This is a genomic window from Novosphingobium sp. 550D (assembly GCF_057401885.1).
This window is the reverse complement of the sequence record NZ_CM171613.1, coordinates 2,581,345-2,599,610: the sequence shown is the minus strand read 5'-3', so window position 1 is coordinate 2,599,610 and position 18,266 is coordinate 2,581,345. Positions and strand designations below refer to the sequence as shown.

Annotated in this window: 20 protein-coding genes; 11 read left to right on the top strand and 9 right to left on the bottom strand. The window is 61.5% G+C overall.

Annotated elements, in window-relative coordinates:
• Positions 1 to 18 precede the first annotated feature (18 nt).
• From folP to AC2S2E_RS12305, 3 genes are all read right to left on the bottom strand, one after another.
• Positions 19 to 1,101: a dihydropteroate synthase gene (gene folP / locus AC2S2E_RS12315; protein WP_486522531.1), complete on the bottom strand. Its 1,083-nt coding sequence runs from the start codon at positions 1,099 to 1,101 to the stop codon at positions 19 to 21.
• 19 nt (positions 1,102 to 1,120) lie between these two features.
• The gene (locus AC2S2E_RS12310; RefSeq protein ID WP_486522530.1) at positions 1,121 to 2,314 is read right to left on the bottom strand and encodes a DNA methyltransferase; all 1,194 of its coding nucleotides are present in this window, start codon (positions 2,312 to 2,314) and stop codon (positions 1,121 to 1,123) included.
• 216 nt (positions 2,315 to 2,530) lie between these two features.
• Positions 2,531 to 3,109: a ribonuclease HII gene (locus AC2S2E_RS12305; RefSeq protein WP_486522529.1), complete on the bottom strand. Its 579-nt coding sequence runs from the start codon at positions 3,107 to 3,109 to the stop codon at positions 2,531 to 2,533.
• Positions 3,110 to 3,192: 83 nt separating this feature from the next.
• Between AC2S2E_RS12305 and AC2S2E_RS12300 the strand changes: the two genes are divergently transcribed.
• The 6 genes from AC2S2E_RS12300 to AC2S2E_RS12275 all read left to right on the top strand — a co-directional run bounded on the left by AC2S2E_RS12300 (position 3,193) and on the right by AC2S2E_RS12275 (position 7,620).
• Complete coding sequence (locus AC2S2E_RS12300) at positions 3,193 to 3,708, top strand: GNAT family N-acetyltransferase (protein WP_476103835.1); 516 nt, start codon at positions 3,193 to 3,195, stop codon at positions 3,706 to 3,708.
• A gap of 59 nt (positions 3,709 to 3,767) precedes the next feature.
• Positions 3,768 to 4,337, top strand: coding sequence for a DUF1285 domain-containing protein (locus tag AC2S2E_RS12295; RefSeq protein ID WP_476103837.1), 570 nt, complete (start codon positions 3,768 to 3,770; stop codon positions 4,335 to 4,337).
• A complete protein-coding gene (locus tag AC2S2E_RS12290; protein ID WP_476103840.1) occupies positions 4,334 to 4,930 on the top strand; it encodes a CoA pyrophosphatase in 597 nt (198 codons plus the stop codon). Before AC2S2E_RS12295 ends, AC2S2E_RS12290 begins: the two co-directional genes overlap by 4 nt.
• Positions 4,931 to 4,937: 7 nt before the next feature.
• Positions 4,938 to 6,104: a CCA tRNA nucleotidyltransferase gene (locus tag AC2S2E_RS12285; protein ID WP_486522528.1), complete on the top strand. Its 1,167-nt coding sequence runs from the start codon at positions 4,938 to 4,940 to the stop codon at positions 6,102 to 6,104.
• 9 nt (positions 6,105 to 6,113) lie between these two features.
• The gene (locus AC2S2E_RS12280; RefSeq protein WP_486522527.1) at positions 6,114 to 6,866 is read left to right on the top strand and encodes a retropepsin-like aspartic protease family protein; all 753 of its coding nucleotides are present in this window, start codon (positions 6,114 to 6,116) and stop codon (positions 6,864 to 6,866) included.
• A gap of 103 nt (positions 6,867 to 6,969) precedes the next feature.
• Positions 6,970 to 7,620: a retropepsin-like aspartic protease family protein gene (locus AC2S2E_RS12275; RefSeq protein ID WP_476103846.1), complete on the top strand. Its 651-nt coding sequence runs from the start codon at positions 6,970 to 6,972 to the stop codon at positions 7,618 to 7,620.
• Here the strand turns inward: AC2S2E_RS12275 and parC are convergent.
• Genes parC through AC2S2E_RS12255 form a run of 4 tightly spaced genes read right to left on the bottom strand, consistent with a single transcriptional unit; the run spans position 7,611 to position 12,400 of the window.
• Complete coding sequence (parC, locus tag AC2S2E_RS12270) at positions 7,611 to 9,902, bottom strand: DNA topoisomerase IV subunit A (RefSeq protein ID WP_486522526.1); 2,292 nt, start codon at positions 9,900 to 9,902, stop codon at positions 7,611 to 7,613. The two genes, AC2S2E_RS12275 and parC, sit on opposite strands and share 10 nt — an antisense overlap.
• Before the next feature lie 41 nt (positions 9,903 to 9,943).
• Positions 9,944 to 10,273 (bottom strand): 2Fe-2S iron-sulfur cluster-binding protein, encoded by a 330-nt coding sequence (locus AC2S2E_RS12265; protein ID WP_476104190.1) that lies wholly within the window; start codon positions 10,271 to 10,273, stop codon positions 9,944 to 9,946.
• A 37-nt stretch (positions 10,274 to 10,310) separates the two neighbouring features.
• A complete protein-coding gene (locus AC2S2E_RS12260) occupies positions 10,311 to 11,375 on the bottom strand; it encodes a cysteine desulfurase family protein (RefSeq protein ID WP_486522525.1) in 1,065 nt (354 codons plus the stop codon).
• On the bottom strand, positions 11,372 to 12,400 hold the full coding sequence (locus AC2S2E_RS12255) for a cysteine desulfurase family protein (RefSeq protein ID WP_486522524.1): 1,029 nt from the start codon (positions 12,398 to 12,400) through the stop codon (positions 11,372 to 11,374). The genes AC2S2E_RS12260 and AC2S2E_RS12255 overlap by 4 nt, the downstream gene beginning before the upstream one ends.
• A gap of 157 nt (positions 12,401 to 12,557) precedes the next feature.
• Between AC2S2E_RS12255 and AC2S2E_RS12250 the strand changes: the two genes are divergently transcribed.
• A complete protein-coding gene (locus AC2S2E_RS12250) occupies positions 12,558 to 13,214 on the top strand; it encodes an alpha/beta hydrolase (RefSeq protein WP_476103854.1) in 657 nt (218 codons plus the stop codon).
• A gap of 91 nt (positions 13,215 to 13,305) precedes the next feature.
• Here AC2S2E_RS12250 and AC2S2E_RS12245 read toward each other — a convergent pair whose 3' ends face one another.
• Together AC2S2E_RS12245 and AC2S2E_RS12240 are read right to left on the bottom strand one after the other, a co-directional pair.
• On the bottom strand, positions 13,306 to 13,491 hold the full coding sequence (locus AC2S2E_RS12245) for a hypothetical protein (RefSeq protein ID WP_476103856.1): 186 nt from the start codon (positions 13,489 to 13,491) through the stop codon (positions 13,306 to 13,308).
• Between the two features lie 3 nt (positions 13,492 to 13,494).
• Positions 13,495 to 13,857, bottom strand: a complete 363-nt coding sequence (locus AC2S2E_RS12240) for a hypothetical protein (RefSeq protein WP_476103858.1) — start codon at positions 13,855 to 13,857, stop codon at positions 13,495 to 13,497.
• 528 nt (positions 13,858 to 14,385) lie between these two features.
• Here AC2S2E_RS12240 and AC2S2E_RS12235 point away from each other — a divergent pair.
• From AC2S2E_RS12235 to rapZ, 4 genes are all read left to right on the top strand, one after another.
• Positions 14,386 to 15,141 (top strand): response regulator transcription factor, encoded by a 756-nt coding sequence (locus AC2S2E_RS12235; protein WP_476103860.1) that lies wholly within the window; start codon positions 14,386 to 14,388, stop codon positions 15,139 to 15,141.
• Positions 15,138 to 16,730, top strand: coding sequence for a sensor histidine kinase (locus AC2S2E_RS12230; RefSeq protein WP_486522523.1), 1,593 nt, complete (start codon positions 15,138 to 15,140; stop codon positions 16,728 to 16,730). Before AC2S2E_RS12235 ends, AC2S2E_RS12230 begins: the two co-directional genes overlap by 4 nt.
• Positions 16,727 to 17,152, top strand: coding sequence for an HPr kinase/phosphorylase (locus tag AC2S2E_RS12225; protein ID WP_486522522.1), 426 nt, complete (start codon positions 16,727 to 16,729; stop codon positions 17,150 to 17,152). The genes AC2S2E_RS12230 and AC2S2E_RS12225 overlap by 4 nt, the downstream gene beginning before the upstream one ends.
• 94 nt (positions 17,153 to 17,246) lie before the next feature.
• A complete protein-coding gene (gene rapZ / locus AC2S2E_RS12220; RefSeq protein ID WP_476103866.1) occupies positions 17,247 to 18,206 on the top strand; it encodes an RNase adapter RapZ in 960 nt (319 codons plus the stop codon).
• Positions 18,207 to 18,266: the final 60 nt, after the last annotated feature.

The window sequence follows — 18,266 nt, the reverse complement described above, 5'->3', positions numbered from 1 at the left end:
CCGGAGGCACCCTTAACCCTAAACCAACTGCCCAAAATCCGTCAGCGCTGCGTCCCGCACCCCGCGCCACACGTGCAAGGCCTGCACCGTCTGCGCCACATCATGCACGCGGATGACCTGAACCCCGGCGTCCATCATCTTCGTCGCCAGCATCAGCGAGCCGCCCAGACGCTTATCCGCAGGCGCTTCATTGGACAGCGCGCCGATCATCCGCTTGCGGCTGGCCCCGACCAGCAAAGCACAGCCAAGCGCATGGAACAGCGGCAAACCATTCATCAGCGCGAGGTTTTCCTGCAACGTCTTGCCAAAGCCGATGCCGGGGTCGAGCAGGATCCTGTCCCGCGCCACGCCTGCCGCCTCGGCCGCATCGCGCTGAGCCTTGAGCCAGTCGAAGACATCCAGCACGACGTCCTGATAGATCCCGTCATCGTGCAGGTCGTCCCCCTTACCCGGCGCATGCATAATGCAGACCGGGGCGCCGGAATGGGCGGCAAATTCCCGGCTGCGCGGATCATGGCGCAGGCCCGACACATCGTTCCACAAATGCCCGCCCGCGGCCAAGGCAGCCTCGAATACCCCCACGCGGCGCGTATCGACGCTGATGGCCGCCCCGGTACGCGACAGCTTTTCAATCACGGGGACAATGCGCTCGATCTCGTCGCCTTCCCACACCGGGGGGGCGCCGGGGCGCGTGCTTTCGCCGCCAATGTCGATGATGGCCGCGCCTGCCTCCAGCATCGCGCCGGCATGGGCGATGGCGACATTGGGGCCGGACATGTTGCGCCCGGCGTCCGAAAAACTGTCGGGCGTGATGTTCAAAATGCCCATGATCTGGGGCTGATCAAGGCGGATGATGCGCTCGCCCATGATCAGCGGCGCGCGGGGGTTGCGCAAAGCCTCCCACTGTTCCTCAACATCGCCGCGGATCACACGCCCCGCCTCGGCCACGCCAAAGCGGGTGCGTTCGACAATCTTGCCGCCTTCGCGCCGGATCAGCGCAAAACGGCTGGCATAAGTCAGCCCCCCGGCCAGACGGATGGCTTCACCATCCTCGGACTGGGGGCTGTCGACAAGGGCGATCGGGCGCAAATATACAGTCATGCGCCGCGTCTAAACCCGATCAGTCCTCGTTTGCCAGCAGATAAAGCTGACGGATGGCGTCGAGGGGCTTCATCTTGCCCTCATGCTCGATGTTCCAAAAGGTCCAGCCGTTGCAGCTGGGCGCGCCCTGCAATTGCGCACCGCAGGAATGGATCGAGCCTTCAATCTTGTCCGAAACCAGCGAGCCATCCGCGCGCACCACGGCGGTAAAGGCCGGACGATTGCGCCCCTTCTTGCCGGTCAGAACCGTGCCCGGCTTAATCCAGCCGGTTTCGATCAACGTGCCGAAGGGAACCTTGGGCGCGGCGCGCTTGCTCTTCATCGTGCTGATGGCGGATTCGTCCAGAGGCAGCGCCATTTGGATACGTTCCATCGCGGCATCGCGATAGTTCTGCTCACGCTCACAACCAATCCATTCCCGACCCAAACGCTTGGCCACAGCCCCGGTCGTGCCGGTGCCAAAGAACGGGTCAAGCACCACATCGCCCTTGTTGGTCGTGGCCAGCATCACGCGATAGAGCAGGCTTTCGGGCTTTTGCGTCGGGTGGACCTTCGACCCGCCCTTCTTCAACCGCTCGGCCCCGTTGCAGATCGGCAGCACCCAGTCGCTGCGCATCTGAAGCTCATCGTTCAACGTCTTCATCGCGCGATAATTGAACGTGTATTTCGCCTCCTCGCCCATGCTGCACCAAATCAGCGTTTCATGGGCATTGGTAAAGCGCGTGCCCTTGAAATTGGGCATCGGGTTCGATTTGCGCCACACGATATCGTTCAGGATCCAAAAGCCCATGTCCTGAAGGATCGCGCCGACGCGGAAGATGTTGTGATACGAACCGATCACCCAAAGCGAGCCATTAGGCTTCAACACGCGGCGCGCTTCGGCCAGCCAGGCGCGGGTAAAACGGTCATAGGTGCCGAAACTGTCGAACTTGTCCCAATCATTGGTGACGGCATCGACATGGCTGCCATCCGGGCGGGCAAGGTCGCCGCCGAGCTGAAGGTTATACGGCGGGTCGGCGAACACCATATCGACGCTGGCCGTGGGGATGCTGCGCATCGCCTCGATGCAATCACCGTCCAGAATGCGGCCCAGCGGCAGGTCGGCCTTGGGCGTTTCGACCGGCTTGAGGACAAGATCCTTCCTGATGCGGCTGGCGATCTTGCGCGGAGCCGGGGTGGAGCGTGCGCGCTCCTTGAGAAGGACGTTGCCCATGATAATTCCTGTGAATAAGTGTCTCTAACACCCCCTCAATGATTCAAACACAGACTCTCGTCAAGGCCCGACTCGTGGAGTCACCACGAGTCGCGGCGTATGAACCGAGTCAAGAACAGGAGAACAGAAAGAGTCTGACACAAGGGATAGAGTCACAGGCGAATCGACAGACTCAACATCTAGTGGCGTGACAAAGCAGACTCACACCGCAAATTTTTACAAAAGCGGCAATTGAGCAACCGGCGCGAAGGACCGCCGATGATGCACCGTGGCCCCATGTTCACGCAGCGCGGCCAGATGCTCCGCCGTGCCATATCCGGCGTTCCGGTCCCACCCATAATGCGGGTGCAGCGCCGCCAATTCACGCATCACCCGATCACGGTGTTCCTTGGCGATGATGCTGGCGGCCGAAATCGCCGCCTCACTGGCATCGCCCCCCACAATCGCCCGCGCCGCCCATCGCCAGTCCGCGACCCGCCCCTGCGGCGTCTTGTTGCCGTCGATCAGCACCATCGCCGGTTCACCCACCTTGGCCACCAGCCCGGCCACAGCCCGCGTCATGGCCAGCATCGTGGCGGCAAAGATGTTGATGCGGTCGATCTCATCGGCCTCGACCACGCCAATGGCCCAATGCGCCTCGGCCATGATGCGCGCCTCCAATGGCCCGCGCTTTTTCGCCGATAATTTCTTGCTGTCGTTCAGCCCCGCAATGGCGCTGTCGGCCAACCACACCGCGCCCGCCACAACAGGCCCCGCCAAGGGGCCGCGCCCCGCTTCGTCCACACCAAAGATCATGCGCCGATCCGTGGCGCGACAGCCTGCGCCCTGCAAGCATTTCCTTGCATATGGTGCCCCCCTGCCCTAACGCGCCGGGCATTATGGCAATCGAACCCTCGCTCATTCCGCTGGACAATGTCGACCCCTCGCTCGTCGAGGAATTGCTTGATCGTGCGTTCGAGCCGGAACGACGCGGACGCACCGCCTATAAGGTGCGCGGCGATGCCGAATGGCTGCCCGCGCTTTCCTTTGCCGCGGTGGACGAGGAACAGCATCTGGTCGGCTCGATCCAATGCTGGCCGGTCGCGCTGACCGATCCCGATGGGCGGCGCCATCCGATGGTCATGGTCGGCCCTGTGGCCGTCCTGCCCGAAATTCAGGGGCGCGGCTTTGGCAAGGCGCTGGTCACCGCCGCGATTTCGGCCATGAACCCGCAGGCGCCGCTGCCGATGGTGATGATTGGCGACCCGGAATATTATGGCCGCTTCTGGGGCTTTACCAATGCGCCCACCGGCGAATGGGAATTGCCCGGACCGTTTGAACAGCACCGCCTGCTGGTGCGCTGTGACAACACCGCCGTTCTTCCGCAAAAGGGCATGCTTGGCCCCTGGGCTTAAACAGAATTTGGGCAGACGGACCACTGGCGCATAGCCACCGCCTGCCCCATATTGCCGATATGCCTTATACTCCGCCCCCCGATCTGGCCGCACTTTCGTTGCAGGAAATCGCCGACATGGTGGCACAGCGCCGCCTGCCGCCGGTCGATCAATGGCATCCGGCCGAAGAACTCGACAGCCAGATGGAGATCCGTGCCGACGGATCATGGTGGCATCAGGGCGGGCCGATCACCCGTCCGGCCATGGTGAGGGCCTTTTCAACACTGTTGATGCGCGATGAAGCGGGCCAACACTGGCTGGTCACGCCGCAGGATCGACAGAGGATCGCGGTGGCCGATGCCGCCTTTGTCGCGGTGGATGTGGCGCGGATTGACGGGGCACTGGCGTTTCGGTTGAACACCGATGACACGGTGATTGCCGGGCCGGACCATCCCTTGATCGCGCGGGGCGATGCGGAAACGCCCGCCATTTACCTTGGCGTACGCCATGGGTGTCTGGCGCGGATCAATCGCTCCACTTGGGGACAATTGGTGGATATGGCGCTGGAAAACCCCGGTACAGGCGATGGCACAGACGGTGGACTGGCTGTGGATAGTCTGGGGATAAACTTCCCCCTTACCCCGCAATGAGCAATCTGCGGCATAAGCTGGAACGGTTGTATCAGGCCGGAATGGCCGGGCCTGCGCCCGCGCTTTTCCCCGATCCGCGCACCGAAGGCATGGTCGAATTCAAACCCGCCGCCGTGTTGATTGCCGTCACCGAAAGGGCCAATCCCGGCGTTTTACTGATCCACCGCCCCGGCACGATGCGCGCCCATGCGGGACAGGTTGCCCTGCCCGGAGGCCGCCTTGACCCCGGCGAGAATGAAATCGACGCCGCCGTCCGTGAGGCAAATGAGGAATTGGGCATTGATCCGCACCATGTGGACATCATCGGCCCTCTGGACACATTCCTTACCGGATCTGGCTATGCGGTAACGCCGGTTCTGGCGCTGATCCCGCCCGATCTGCCGCTGGTGCCAAATCCCGATGAAGTGGCGGAATGGTTTGAGGCCCCCTTCGACTTTGTCATGGACCCGGCCAACCATCAAAGCCGCGCCATTGAATGGCAGGGCAAGCTGCGCCATCTGGTCGAAATCCCTTGGGAAGGGCATCATATCTGGGGCATTACCGGGGCCATTCTGGCCAATCTATCCCAACGGCTGAATTGGCCCAAAATCTGAAAGTGGTATGACGCAATTTCTTGAACGTGACGGCTGGATGAGCCGGGATGATCTGGCGCAATTGGTGGCCGCTGTTGGCCCCTTGCGTTGGGTGGGCGGCGCGGTGCGCGACACGCTGCTGGACCTGTCGGTCAAGGATATTGATGCGGCAACCCCGCTGCTGCCCGATGAAGTGATGGCGCGATGCAAGGCGGCGGGCATTCGCACCGTGCCCACCGGGATCGAACATGGCACGGTGACGGCGGTGCTGGAGGGCGGTCCGGTGGAGATAACGACGCTGCGTCATGATGTGTCCACCGATGGGCGGCGCGCAACGGTCGCCTTTGCGCAGGATTGGCGTGATGATGCGGCGCGGCGCGATTTCACGATCAACGCCCTGTATGCAGACCCGATCACCGGCGAGATTTTTGACTATTTCGGCGGGCTGGACGATCTGGCGACGCGGCGGGTGCGTTTTATCGGCGATGCGGCGCAACGCATCCGGGAAGACCACCTGCGCATCCTGCGCTACTTCCGGTTTCAGGCGCGTTTTGGCCAGAGTGCCGATGTAGAGGCCGAAAAGGCCTGCGCCGCACTGGCCGCAACGCTCAAGGGCCTGTCGCGTGAACGGATCGGGATGGAGATGATGAACCTCCTCGGCCTGCCCGATCCGGCCCCGACGGTGGCGCGGATGGCACAGTTGGGCGTGCTGGCGGTCGTCCTGCCCGAAGCGTCGCCAGAGACTTTGGCGCAATTGGTGGCGCAGGAAAAGGTCGAGGGCGTGGCGCCCGATGCCTTGCGCCGGCTTGCGGCCTTATTGCCCGCGAATACATCTTTGGCCGAACAGGTTGCCTCTCGTTTCCGCCTTTCGGGCGCGCAGAAAAAGCGGCTGGCTGCTGCGGCCGCGCGTGATGGGCAAGTGGGTGATGCGCGCGCGCTGGCCTATCAATTGGGCATGGACGGGGCGATGGACCGCGTTCTGCTCTGCAATGGGACAATTCGTGATTTGCGCGACTGGACCATCCCCGTTTTCCCCTTAAAAGGTGGGGATATCGTGGCGCGGGGCATCGCCGCAGGCCCGCGTATCGCGCAATTGTTGCGCATGGTCGAACGGCTTTGGGTTGCCGAAGGTTTTCCCGATGCCGCGCGGGTCGATGCCCTGTTGAACGAAGCGCTGAATACAGAAGCGCCATAAGGAGACGGAATGACCACTGCCCGCGCACAAACGGCTGGAAGCGATGCCATCGATCGATTGATCGCGGCGGGCTCGGCCCTTTGGGCGCAGGTGGGCGATCTGGTCGCGACGCAGCCTTTGCTGAAATATTCGCTGATCTGTGCGGGCATTCTGATCCTGGGCAATCTTCTGCGCTATCGCGTGCCGTTGCTGGGCGGGCTGTTGCGCTTTATCGGCAATCTGGGGCTGATCGTGGCGCTGATTATGGTGTTTCTGGGCTTTGTCGATCTGCGCCAATTCGGGATCGACACGCCGCTGCCCAAGGCGATCACGCAATATCTGCCCGGCCCAAAGGATGAGCAGGTGGTCGAGGGCAATGTCACCCGCGTGCCCTTGTCGGGCGATGGGCATTTTTGGGTTCGGGTATCGATCAATGGCGTATCGCGACGTTTCCTTGTCGATACGGGCGCGACGCTGACCACCATTTCCCCCGACACGGCGCGCGAAACCGACCTGACCATACCCAGCGATGGGCGAAAAATCGAATTGCGCACCGCCAATGGCAATTCGACAGGCCGGATCATCGTTATCCCCGAATTGAAGGTGGGCAATGCGGTGGCGCGCAACATCGAGGCGGTGGTGGCCCCCGGCCTTGGTGAAACCAATGTGCTTGGCATGAACTTCCTGACCAAGCTCAAAGGCTGGCGGGTGGAGGATCGCGTGATGGTGCTGGAACCCCACCATCCGACCAATGAAGACGCGGATACCGACAGCGCGAATTGATCCGTCCCACGCTGGTACGGGTTGGCGTGGTTAACGCAATTGAGATCGGGCCACTCGCGGGAAATACATAGGGCATTCTTCGATACAATCGAAAGCCTGCCTGATGCCGCTGATTGATTCCCTGCTCGACCTTCCCAACCATCTGGTTTTGGGTGCGGCCTTTGCGTTTATGGCGCTGGTGCTGGTGGGCGGCATCATCCGGGCCGAGGCCAATGGCGCCTTGGGAGCCTTAATCCGCATGGTGGGCAGCGCGGGCCTGACCGTCGCATTTGGCATTACGCTGATCCAGCTTGGCGGGGCCTTTATCGGCGTGCCGGTGATCGCGGGCGCGGCCATGGCGGCGCAAGTGTCGATGCAAAGCGTGCGCGGGGGCGAAACGCGCGTTCCTCTGGCCGAGGATGGGCATTACTGGGTCGATGCCAGCGTCAATGGCACGCCCCAACGTTTTCTGATCGATACGGGGGCCACCTATACCACCGTCTCATCCGAAGTGGCGCGTGAGGCGATGGTCGAACCCGGCCCGCAATCCACGCAGGTCAATCTGCACACCGCCAATGGCGATGCCCCAGCCCAGATGGCCGCGATCAGCAGCCTTGACGTAGGTTCCATTCACGCCGCCGACATGACCACCATCATCGCCCCCGCCATAGGCACGACCAATGTGCTGGGCATGAATTTCCTGTCGTCGCTCGAAGGATGGCGGGTCGAGGGCAAGGTGATGATCCTTACCCCCAAAACCTCAAATCAGACCTGAAACTTGTTGTCGCGGGGGAAGCCTTGCGGGGCGAAGCTGCCCGCGGCCCCACGCGCCACGCGCCATTGACGCAGGTCTTTTTCCACCCGCGTCCGGCCCGTTTCGCCGCCCATTTGCCAGCTTAACCCGTCCTCGAATTTCAGCGTGATGATGTCGGACAGGCCGCCATCGCGGTAACGCTGGAGCGTCACGCCCTGCCCCTTGGCCAGAACAGGCACTTCGACCAGGCCGAAGATGACGATGCGGCGGTTTTCCCCCATCACCGCTACGTAGTCATGTTCAGGCGGTATCTCGCGCACCACCATCAGTTTGACGCCATCCTTGACTGTCATCACCGCGCGCCCCTTGCGGGTTTCGGCCAGCAATTCGTCGGCCTCGGCCGCGAAACCACGCCCGGTGTTGGCGGCCAGCAGCAATTGCGCCTTGGGGTGATAGACGATCATCGCGACGATATGGGCGTCGGCGTCAATATCGACCATGCTGCGCACCGGCTCACCAAAGCCGCGGGCGCCGGGCAATTTGTCGCAACCCAGCGTATAGAAACGCCCATTATCGCACGCGATCAACAACTTGTCCGTCGTCTGGGCATGCAGGACAAAGGCAGGGCCATCGCCCTCTTTGAACTTATATTCCTTGTCCAGCGGCTCATGCCCGCTGGCCGCACGGATCCATCCGCGAGCCGAGAGGATAACCGTCAGGGGCGCCTTTTCGATCATGGCGTCCATGCTGAATTCGCGGGTGGGCGCGGCTTCCTCGATCGTGGTGCGGCGGCGGCCCAGAACGGTCGTTTCCGCATAATCCTTGCGCAGGGTCGTCAGGTCGCGCTTCAACCGGGTCCGCTGACGCGCCGGATTTTCCAGCAGCTTGTTCAGCTCATCCTGTTCCTTGAGAAGATCGTCCCGCTCACCGCGCAGCTCCATTTCTTCCAGCTTGCGCAAGGACCGCAGGCGCATGTTCAGGATGGCTTCGGCCTGACGGTCGGTCAGGTTGAATTCGGCCATCATCACCGGCTTTGGCTCATCCTCGGTACGGATGATCTCGATCACCCGGTCAAGGTTGAGATAGGCGATGATATAGCCTTCAACCAGTTCAAGCCGGTTGGCGATCTTGTCCAGACGGTGGCGGGCGCGGCGTTGCAGGATGTCGATCTGCGCCACGACCCATTGCAGCAGCAAGGGCTTGAGCCCCAACACGCCGGGGGTCCGCTGCGCATCCAGAACGTTGAGGTTGAGGCTGAACCGGCTTTCCAGTTCAGAAAGCTTGTACAGGCTTTCCTTGAGCAGGTCTGGATCAACATTGCGCGTCTTGGGCACCAGAACGATGCGGATCTGCGTGTCGCTTTCATCGCGCACATCTTCAAGGATCGGCAGTTTCTTGTCCGCAATCAGGCCCGCAAGCTGTTCGATCAGCTTGCCCTTTTGCACCATGTACGGAATTTCCGAGACGACCAGCTGCCATTGCCCGCTGCCCAGTTTTTCAATGCCGGTCGCTTCCCAATTGCCCGCTTCATCGCGCCCGGTGGAAAAACGCGCCCGAACGCGGATTGAACCCTTACCCGTGGCATAGGCATGCGAGATCGCCGCCGGACTGTCGACGACGATGCCGCCGGTCGGGAAATCCGGCCCGTGAAATACCTTCATCAACTCGGCGTGTTCTGCCTGCGGATTGTCGATCAGCATCAGCGTCGCGTCGAGAATTTCCGCGACATTGTGGCTGGGAATGCTGGTGGCCATGCCGACCGCAATGCCCGTCGCGCCATTGGCCAACAGGTTGGGGAAAAGGCCGGGGAAAATCTCCGGCTCTTCTTCCTCACCATTATAGGTCGGGATGAAATTGACCGTGCCTTCTTCAAGCCCCGCCATCAATTGCATCGCCGTCTTGGTCAGGCGCGCTTCGGTGTAACGATAGGCCGCCGCATTATCGCCGTCGATATTGCCGAAATTGCCCTGCCCCTCGACCAAGGGGTAACGCAGCGCAAAATCCTGTGCCAGACGCACCATCGCGTCATAGACGCTGGCGTCGCCATGCGGGTGGTATTTGCCGATGACATCGCCCACCACGCGGGCCGATTTCTTGAACGCCTGCGCCGGGTCCAGCTTCAACTGACGCATGGCCCAGAGCAGGCGGCGGTGAACAGGCTTCAACCCATCGCGCAGATCGGGCAGCGAACGCGCCGTGATGGTGGACAGCGCATAGACCAGATACCGCTCGGACAAAGCGGCGTCGAAGGGCGCATCAATGATGGCGTCAAACGGATCGGGCTGTGTGATGTCGCTCGGCATATCGCGCCTCTCCTAACAGGCTGGCACGCATATCCCAAGTGTTACCCGCGCTGCATATCGCGGCTTTCACCGGGAATTTTCACTGTCAGCCCATCATGATCGTCGCCCAGCGTGATCTGGCACGACAAACGACTGGTTGCGGCAACGCCGGCTGCCAGATCAAGCATATCTTCTTCATCGGCGCTGGCCGGTTTGAGGCGCGAAAACCAGTCGGGCGAAATCAGCACATGACAAGTCGAACAGGCCATCTGGCCCTCGCAAGTCCCCTCCAGCGGCATACCGGCGGCCTGCGCCACTTCGAGCAGGCGTTGGCCCGCATTGGCCTGGGCCTCGATACGCTGCCCCCCGGCGGTGATGAATTGCACCTTTATCACTATAAACAGACCCCTATCCGCTTAAACGGCCGCCCTATTGGGCTTTGGCTGCAGCATCGATTCGCTTCAAGGCCTCGGCAAACTCTCCGCTTTGCGTATAGCGCCCGAAACCAAGCCGGATAGAATTTTTTGCCTGTGCCGACGAAAGTCCCAGCGCGGTCAGGACATGGCTGGGCCGCCCCGACCCGCTGGCACAGGCCGAGCCCGCGGAAAAGGCGATGTCGCGCAAATCGCTCATCAATCGGGCAACGTCCAACCCGTCGCGGCGAATGTTGAGATTGCCATGCCAGCGCTGCGCCTCGCTGCCATTGAGAGTCCAGTCTGGGAGGATCGCGCGGGCGATTTGCCACAGCGCCTCAACATGTTCCCCATCTTTTATCCACAGGTCTTTACACAGGGCGGCCGCCGCACCGAATCCGGCACAGAGAGCGGGGCTAAGTGTCCCCGAACGCAACCCGCCTTCCTGCCCCCCGCCATGGATCAACGGCAAGAGCGAAACACCATCACGCAGCCAGAGCGCGCCAATCCCCTTTGGCCCGTACAATTTGTGGGCCGAAACCGCGATCATATCCGCCCCGTCAGGCGCGGCCATCTTGCCCGCCCCCTGCACCGCATCGCACAGAAACAAGGCGCCCGCCGCATGGGCACGCTCGGCCAGTTCGGCAATCGGTTGGACCGTGCCGATTTCATTGTTCACCTGCATCACCGCGACCAGATCGGTATCGGGCGCGATCTCTGCATCGGGCGACACCAAACCGTCAGAGGATACCGGCAATACATCCACCACCGCCCCGCATGCCCGCGCCGTGTCCAATACGGCGGCATGTTCTATGGCCGAAACCGCGATGCGGCGCGGGCACAGGCCCTGAATGGCCAAATTGATCGCCTCGGTCGCACCGCTGGTAAAGGTGACGTTGCCACCGGGCGGCAAAATGCCCGCAACCTGATCGCGGGCGACCGAAACGGCGGCGGCGGCGGCGCGGCCGGGCCTGTGCGGGCTGTGCGGATTGGCGAAACCATCGGCGCCCAGCCAGTAAAGCATCGCCTCTCGCGCTTCGGGGGCCAGGGGCGTGGTCGCCTGATAATCGAGATAGATCAACGCCGTACCCCACGCAAAACCTTGAGCAAGGCGGTCAGATCGTCGCGCGTCGTGCCACGTCCGATGGAAACGCGGAAAACCTCGCGCGCCTCCTCCTCGCTGCGCCCCATGGCCAGAATGACCGGACTGGGCTTCAGGCTGCCGCTGCTGCATGCCGACCCCGCCGAAATAGCGATGCCGGCCATATCGGCGCGGATCAGCACCGTCGTCGCATTCACTCCGGGCAGGCGATAGGCACCAATGGTGGCGATACGTTCCGCGCCATGGCCGATGACTTCGCCGCCCATCTCGCGCAATTCATCCTCGAACCACCCGCGCAGGACGGCAGCCTGAAACAGCCAGGACCGATCCGCCTCCAGAGCCGTCGCAAGGCCCAGAATATAGGGCAAATTTTCCGTGCCGCCGCGATAGCCCCGCTCTTGTCCGCCGCTGGGCTGAAGCAGGCCGAAATTGCGCACCAGCAGCGCCCCGATGCCCGGAGGCGCGCCAATCTTGTGCCCGGCAATCGCAATCATGTCGGCATCGGGCAAAGGCAATTTCCCCGCCCCCTGCGCGCAATCGGCCAACCATACTGCGCCCTTGCCACGGATCGCTTCGCCCAGATCGGGCTGAATCACGCCGGTTTCATTGTTCACCTGCTGCACCGCGATCAGATCGACCGACGGCAAGGCCTCCGGATCAATCCGCCCCAAACGGTCCACCGGAATGATCGCGTCCCGTTCCGCCAAACGCGCAACGGCGGAATGCTCCACCCCGCTGGCCGCGCGGCGCAGGGCCTGCGCACGGGTGTAGCCAATGGCCAGCGCCTCGGTCGCACCGCCAGTAAAGATCACTTCTCCGGGCCAGTTCAGCGCCTTTTTCACGCGGTCCCGCGCCGATTCCAGTTGCGCCCGCGCCCCGCGACCTGACCCATGTTGGCTCGACGGATTGGCCCATTCGCGCATGCCCTCAACGATCGCCGATTGCACCTCAGGCAGGATCGGCGTGGTCGCGGCATGGTCAAGATAGATCGTCGACTTGGGCATTTTAGCGCTCTTTTACACTTGGGACCGCGAAATCATTGCTTTCGCTAGGCGGCTTTCTATATAGCGCATCGCTTCCAATCACAGTCCCCGCCGCAGGTTTTGCGCGAATTTTGCGTAATGGCCGCCGGATCTGTCCACTTGATCAGGGATTTGTTCGATGCCCGCAGTGATCTTTCCCGGCCCCGAGGGCCGCCTCGAAGGCCGCTTTCAACCCGGCACCCGCCCGCGCGCGCCCGTGGCGATGATCCTCCACCCGCACCCGCAGGCCGGCGGCACGATGAATGACCGCGTGACGCAGGCTATGTACAAGACCTTTGTCGCGCGCGGTTTTGCCACGCTGCGCTTTAACTTTCGCGGCGTCGGCCGTTCGCAGGGCAGCTTTGACAATGGCATCGGCGAATTGTCGGATGCGGCGGCGGCTCTCGACTGGGTCCAGTCGATCCACCCGGAATCGAGCACGACCTGGGTTGCCGGTTACAGCTTTGGCGCGCTGATCGCGATGCAACTCTTGATGCGCCGCCCGGAAATCCGCGGCTTCATCAGCGTGTCGCCGCCCGCCAACATGTATGATTTCAGCTTTCTGGCCCCTTGCCCGGCCAGCGGCATCATCGTGCAGGGCGCATCCGACACGGTCGTCACGCCCAATTCGGTGCAGAAGCTAGTCGATAAGCTGCGCACGCAAAAGCACATCACGATCCACCATGACGAGATCCCGCGCGCCAACCATTTCTATGAGAATGAACTCGACGAAATGATGCGGGCCGTGGACAATTACCTCGACATGCGGCTTTCCCCGGATTGCCCGATCCGTTGATCGGGCGGGCGCCGGATTGCTCGATCCGTTGATCTGCTGATCCGACAAAATGCAAAACGCCCGATCTGATGGTCGGGCGTTTTTGTTTCCCTCAACGCGGTGCCGATAGCGCAGCGGGGGCGGGCAAACTCCATATCGCCACATTGGCCCCCAAGACGACCGCCAGAACGATCATCAGGATCGCCTGTTTACGCACGCCGCGACGCCACAGCGCGCCCGATCCGATCACCAACAGGATAACGGCCAGAACGGCCAGCGACAGTGCCACATCCATCATCGATCAGGCCTTGCCGAAAAATCCTTTGGCAAAACCGATGACATCATTGACCGCGCTGCCGTCGCCATCCCGGTCGAGCAGGCTGTTGATGGTCGAGAGGATTTGCGGATTGTTCTGCAAAACCTGCGACACCTGGCTCAGGCTTTCAACGCCGCCCATCGCGCTGACCACCTGATTGAGTGTATCGGGGGCAAGTCCGGTCTGCTGCGCGGCGGCCTCGACCGTATCACCTTCCTGCGGATAGGCCTGACCCAATGCGGTAATGGCATTTTGCGCGGTGGCCGGATCAATCCCGACCTTTTGCGCGATGGCCGCAACATCAACATTTCCGGACAATTGGCCCAGTAAGGAATCAAGCAAGCTCATCTCATCACCCTCCGCATAAAGAGCGGCCAGCATGACACGCCATCACCCCGCCGCCAAGAATTTGTGGGCCATAAAAGGCAAAAGGCGCCGGCGACATTAGCCACCGGCGCCCCTCCTCTCACCAATCTTCCGTGGTGTATGCGCGAAACTGAAATCTAAAGCCGGACAGACAACAACCCATCGCACCGGCGCAACAGGCCAGCATGATCGGAAGTGTCATCAAACAGCTTGGTCAAAACCGAATACTCCGTAAGAATGACCCGCAACATATGGGCCACAACAACAACGGTCGATTCAAGAATGGCTATTCGAAACAATTGCTTTGCGAAGAGCCCCCTCACGCAGTTGCATACGAATTGACGAGGCTTTTAATAGACGACACTTAGCACTACGTCAAATGGCAGATTGCATTTCCACCTGTTTCCACGAATTTGATGCCGATGCGCCACGCCCCTCCCATTGCGCCGCGCCCCGCCACAGGCTACCGCTCATGCTTGGTTCAGCCGTTCCATGCAGGGCGTTTTCGGGATGAGCAGTAACGAAAAACCCGCTTCTTTCACGCCCCCGCGCCACACGATTGCGTTGGTGGACGATGATCGTAATATTTTGACCAGTGTTTCCATTGGCTTACAGGCCGAAGGGTTCACGACGCGGGTCTATGCCGACGGGGCCAGCGCGTTAAAGGCTTGTTTGGACAATCCGCCCGATCTGGCCATTTTCGACATCAAGATGCCGCGCATGGACGGGCTGGAACTTCTCCAACGGCTGCGTGAAAAATCCGCGCTGCCGGTCATTTTCCTGACCAGCAAGGACGAGGAGCCGGACGAGGCGCTCGGCCTTGCCATGGGTGCAGACGATTACATAACCAAGCCTTTCAGCCAGCGCCTGCTGGTCGCGCGAATCCGGGCCATCCTGCGCCGGGTCGAGGTCGCCCGCGCCGACGCAGGCGATTCGTCGCCCGACGCCCCGCCCGCCCCCGACATGGTGCAGCGCGGCCGCCTCAGCATGGACCCGGCCCGCCATGAAGTCCGCTGGGACGATAAGCCCGTTTCACTGACCGTGACCGAATTCCTGATCCTCGAAACACTGGCCCAGCGCCCCGGAGTCATCAAAAGCCGCAACCAGTTGATGGACTGCGCCTATAATGATGACACCTATGTCGATGATCGCACCATCGATTCGCACATCAAGCGCCTGCGCCGCAAATTCCGTCAGGTTGACCCGACATTTTCGGCCATCGAAACGCTTTATGGCGCGGGCTATTCCTTTTCCGAGGGCGGATGATCGGGCCGGAGGGACATATACCGCGCCGCCCGACCTATATGCGCGGCGGCCCGTGGCGCGGCGTTTCGCTGACCACGCGCATTCTGGCGGTCAATGTGATCGTGCTGGCGCTGATTGCGTTCAGCCTTTTGTACATCGATTCCTATCGCCGCGAAGTGTTGGGCGAACGTTTCAAACGCGCCAGCGGCGAGGCCGAGATTGCCGCCGAGGCTCTGGCCCAAGCATCGGATGACAAACGCGCGCAGGTTTTGACCACCATTGGCCGCCGCCACGCGCTGCGCCTGCGCCTTTTCCGCCCCGATGGCGCGTTGGAGGCGGACAGCTTTCTGCTTGCTCCCCCATCCTTCCATCTGGCCGATCCCGCAATCCAGCCGTGGTATATGCAGGCCGCGCGCATTCTTGATCGCGGCATGGACGCCATTCTGGGTGCGCCAGAAGTGCCTGCCTATCGTGAACCCAAATCACCCGTACACGCCAATGACTGGCCCGAAGTGATCGAGGCGCGCAAAAGCGGACAGACTGCCGTGCGCGAAAGATATGCCCCCGACCGCACCCCGATCATCAACGCCGCCACCCCCGTCGGACGCCGGGGACAGGTATTGCTGGTCCAGCAAAATGCCCGCGATGTGACACAAAGCGTGCGCGATGCACGGCAGACATTGGCCATTGTGGTAGCGATTGCATTGCTGCTGACGGTCTATCTCTCGCTGTTTTTGGCGCGCACGATTGTCCAGCCATTGCGCCTTTTGGTGCGTGCATCGGTGCGGGTGCGATTGGGGCGTGACCGGACGGTGGTGGTGCCACGTTTGCCGGATCGCGGTGATGAAATCGGGCTGCTGGCACGCGCCTTGTCCGATATGACCGAGGCCCTGCGGCAAAGGATGGACGGGGTGGACCGCTTTGCCGCCGACGTTGCGCATGAGATCAAAAACCCTCTAGCTTCATTGCGCAGCGCGCTGGAGTCATTGGATAAAATTGATGATCCCGATTTGCGGCGCCAATTGATGGACATTGCCAATCACGATGTTCAGCGCATGGACCGATTGATCAGCGAAATTGCCGAAGCAAGCCGGATCGATGCCGAATTGGCCCGCACAAAATTTGAACCGGTCGACCTGATCGTGCTGGCCGATGCGATGATTGGTGCCCGCGGGCGACGGGGCGCGAACCGTGATTGCCGCCTGACGCTGGAATATGCCGGCGATCATGAAGCCATCGTCGCAGGCGTTGCCGCAAGGTTGGAGCGGGTGCTGGAAAACCTGCTCGACAACGCGGTATCCTTTTCGCCGCCGGGCGGCATAATTCGTGTCGGGATTACGGCTTTGGTCGAACATGTTCTGGTCGAAGTCCGCGACGAAGGCCCCGGCATTCCGCCACAGGCCCGCGAGAGGGTGTTCGAACGTTTCCACTCGCTGCGCCCGGCGGGTGAGGATTTCGGGTCGCATTCCGGGCTGGGACTGGCCATCGCGCGCACCATCGTCGAGGCGCATGACGGCACGCTGACCGCCCGCGATCCCCTGCCCGGTGAACGCGGGGCAAGGCTGGTGATCGAATTGCCCACCTATCACCACGAGGCCGAGGAAGAATGAGCCAGTGGGCCAGACAATCGACATGCGTGGCCATCGAAGGCCGAGCCATGTTGATCGAAGGCGCGCCGGGCGTTGGCAAATCCTCGCTCGCGCTGGCGCTGATAGACCGAGGCGCGGTGCTGATCGGCGATGACAGTGTTATGCTGGAGGAACGTGAGCGCGCGCTCTATGCCCTTCCCCATCCCAATACGCATGGGTTGATGGAGGTGCGCGGCGTGGGCATTGTTGCCATGCCGGTCGCGCCCGTGGCCCCGGTGGCGCTGATGCTGCGTCTGGATGAAGGCGCGCCGCGACATATTGAGCAGGCCCCGACAACGATTGTCGGAGAAATTTCCTTGCCGTGCATCACCTTATGGCCGGGTGCATCGGCATTGGCTCTGCGCGCGGAAATGGCGTTGCGGGTGCATGGGCTGAAGGTATGAAACGCGCCGGAAACTCTGATTAACCCTGAGATTGCTTTAATTAGCGTAAGACAGCCCTCTTCACTTTTTAACGGTCTGGGCGCACAGAAGGCAAATGACAGCCTCGGACATACATCCCGCCGCTTCGGACAGCCTTACCTTGCATGGCACTCCGGACAAGCAGCGCATCCTGTTGGTGACGGGCGTGCTGGGCGCGGGAAAGACCACGGCGCTGCGGGTTTTGGAGGATTTGGGGTGGGAAACCATCGACAATTTCCCCATCCGCTTTCTCGAACGTCTGCTCGATACCAGCCGGGAAGATCACGGACTGGGCACGCCCTTGGCCATCGGTTTCGATTCGCGCACGCGTGGGTTTGATCCCCAATCGGTGATTGCACTGGTTAAACGGTTGAGCACGCGGCAAGATATCGAACTGGCGACGCTCTATCTGGATTGCAGCGTGGGCGAATTGGAGCGGCGTTACAACGAAACCCGCCGACGCCACCCCATGGCAACCGAAATGCCCGTTGCCACCGGCATTTCGGCCGAACGCGACATGATGGAGCCGCTGCGCCGCTGGGCCGATATCGTCATCAACACGACGGCCTTTTCGACCAATGCATTGCAACAGGCGATGCGCGAACAATTTGCCCCTGATTCGGGCCCGGCGTTAACCTTGACCATCACCAGTTTCGGCTTTTCCAAGGGGATGCCGCCTCTGGCCGATTTTGTTTTCGACATGCGCTTTCTGGACAATCCGCATTGGGACAAAGTCTTGCGCCCGATGACCGGGAAAGAAGGCCCCGTTGGCGATTTTATCCGCAAGGACCCCGCCTTTGACGAGGCATTTACCCGGATCCGCGACATGCTGTTGCTGTTGCTGCCCCGCTTTCAACATCAGGGCAAAGCCTATGTCCATGTGGCGTTTGGTTGTACCGGCGGGAGACACAGATCGGTTTTCATGGCCGAACAAATCGGCGCAGCCTTGCGCGCATCGGGATTTTCGCCCACAATGATTCACCGTAATCTGGGTTCACGCGCGGCCGACCTGGTTGAAGGAGTAGCGGCGCGATGAAACCCAACGCTTGTTTGCCTGCGAAAGGTCTTGCTCCCCACATGCCCTGCGCCTTTACCG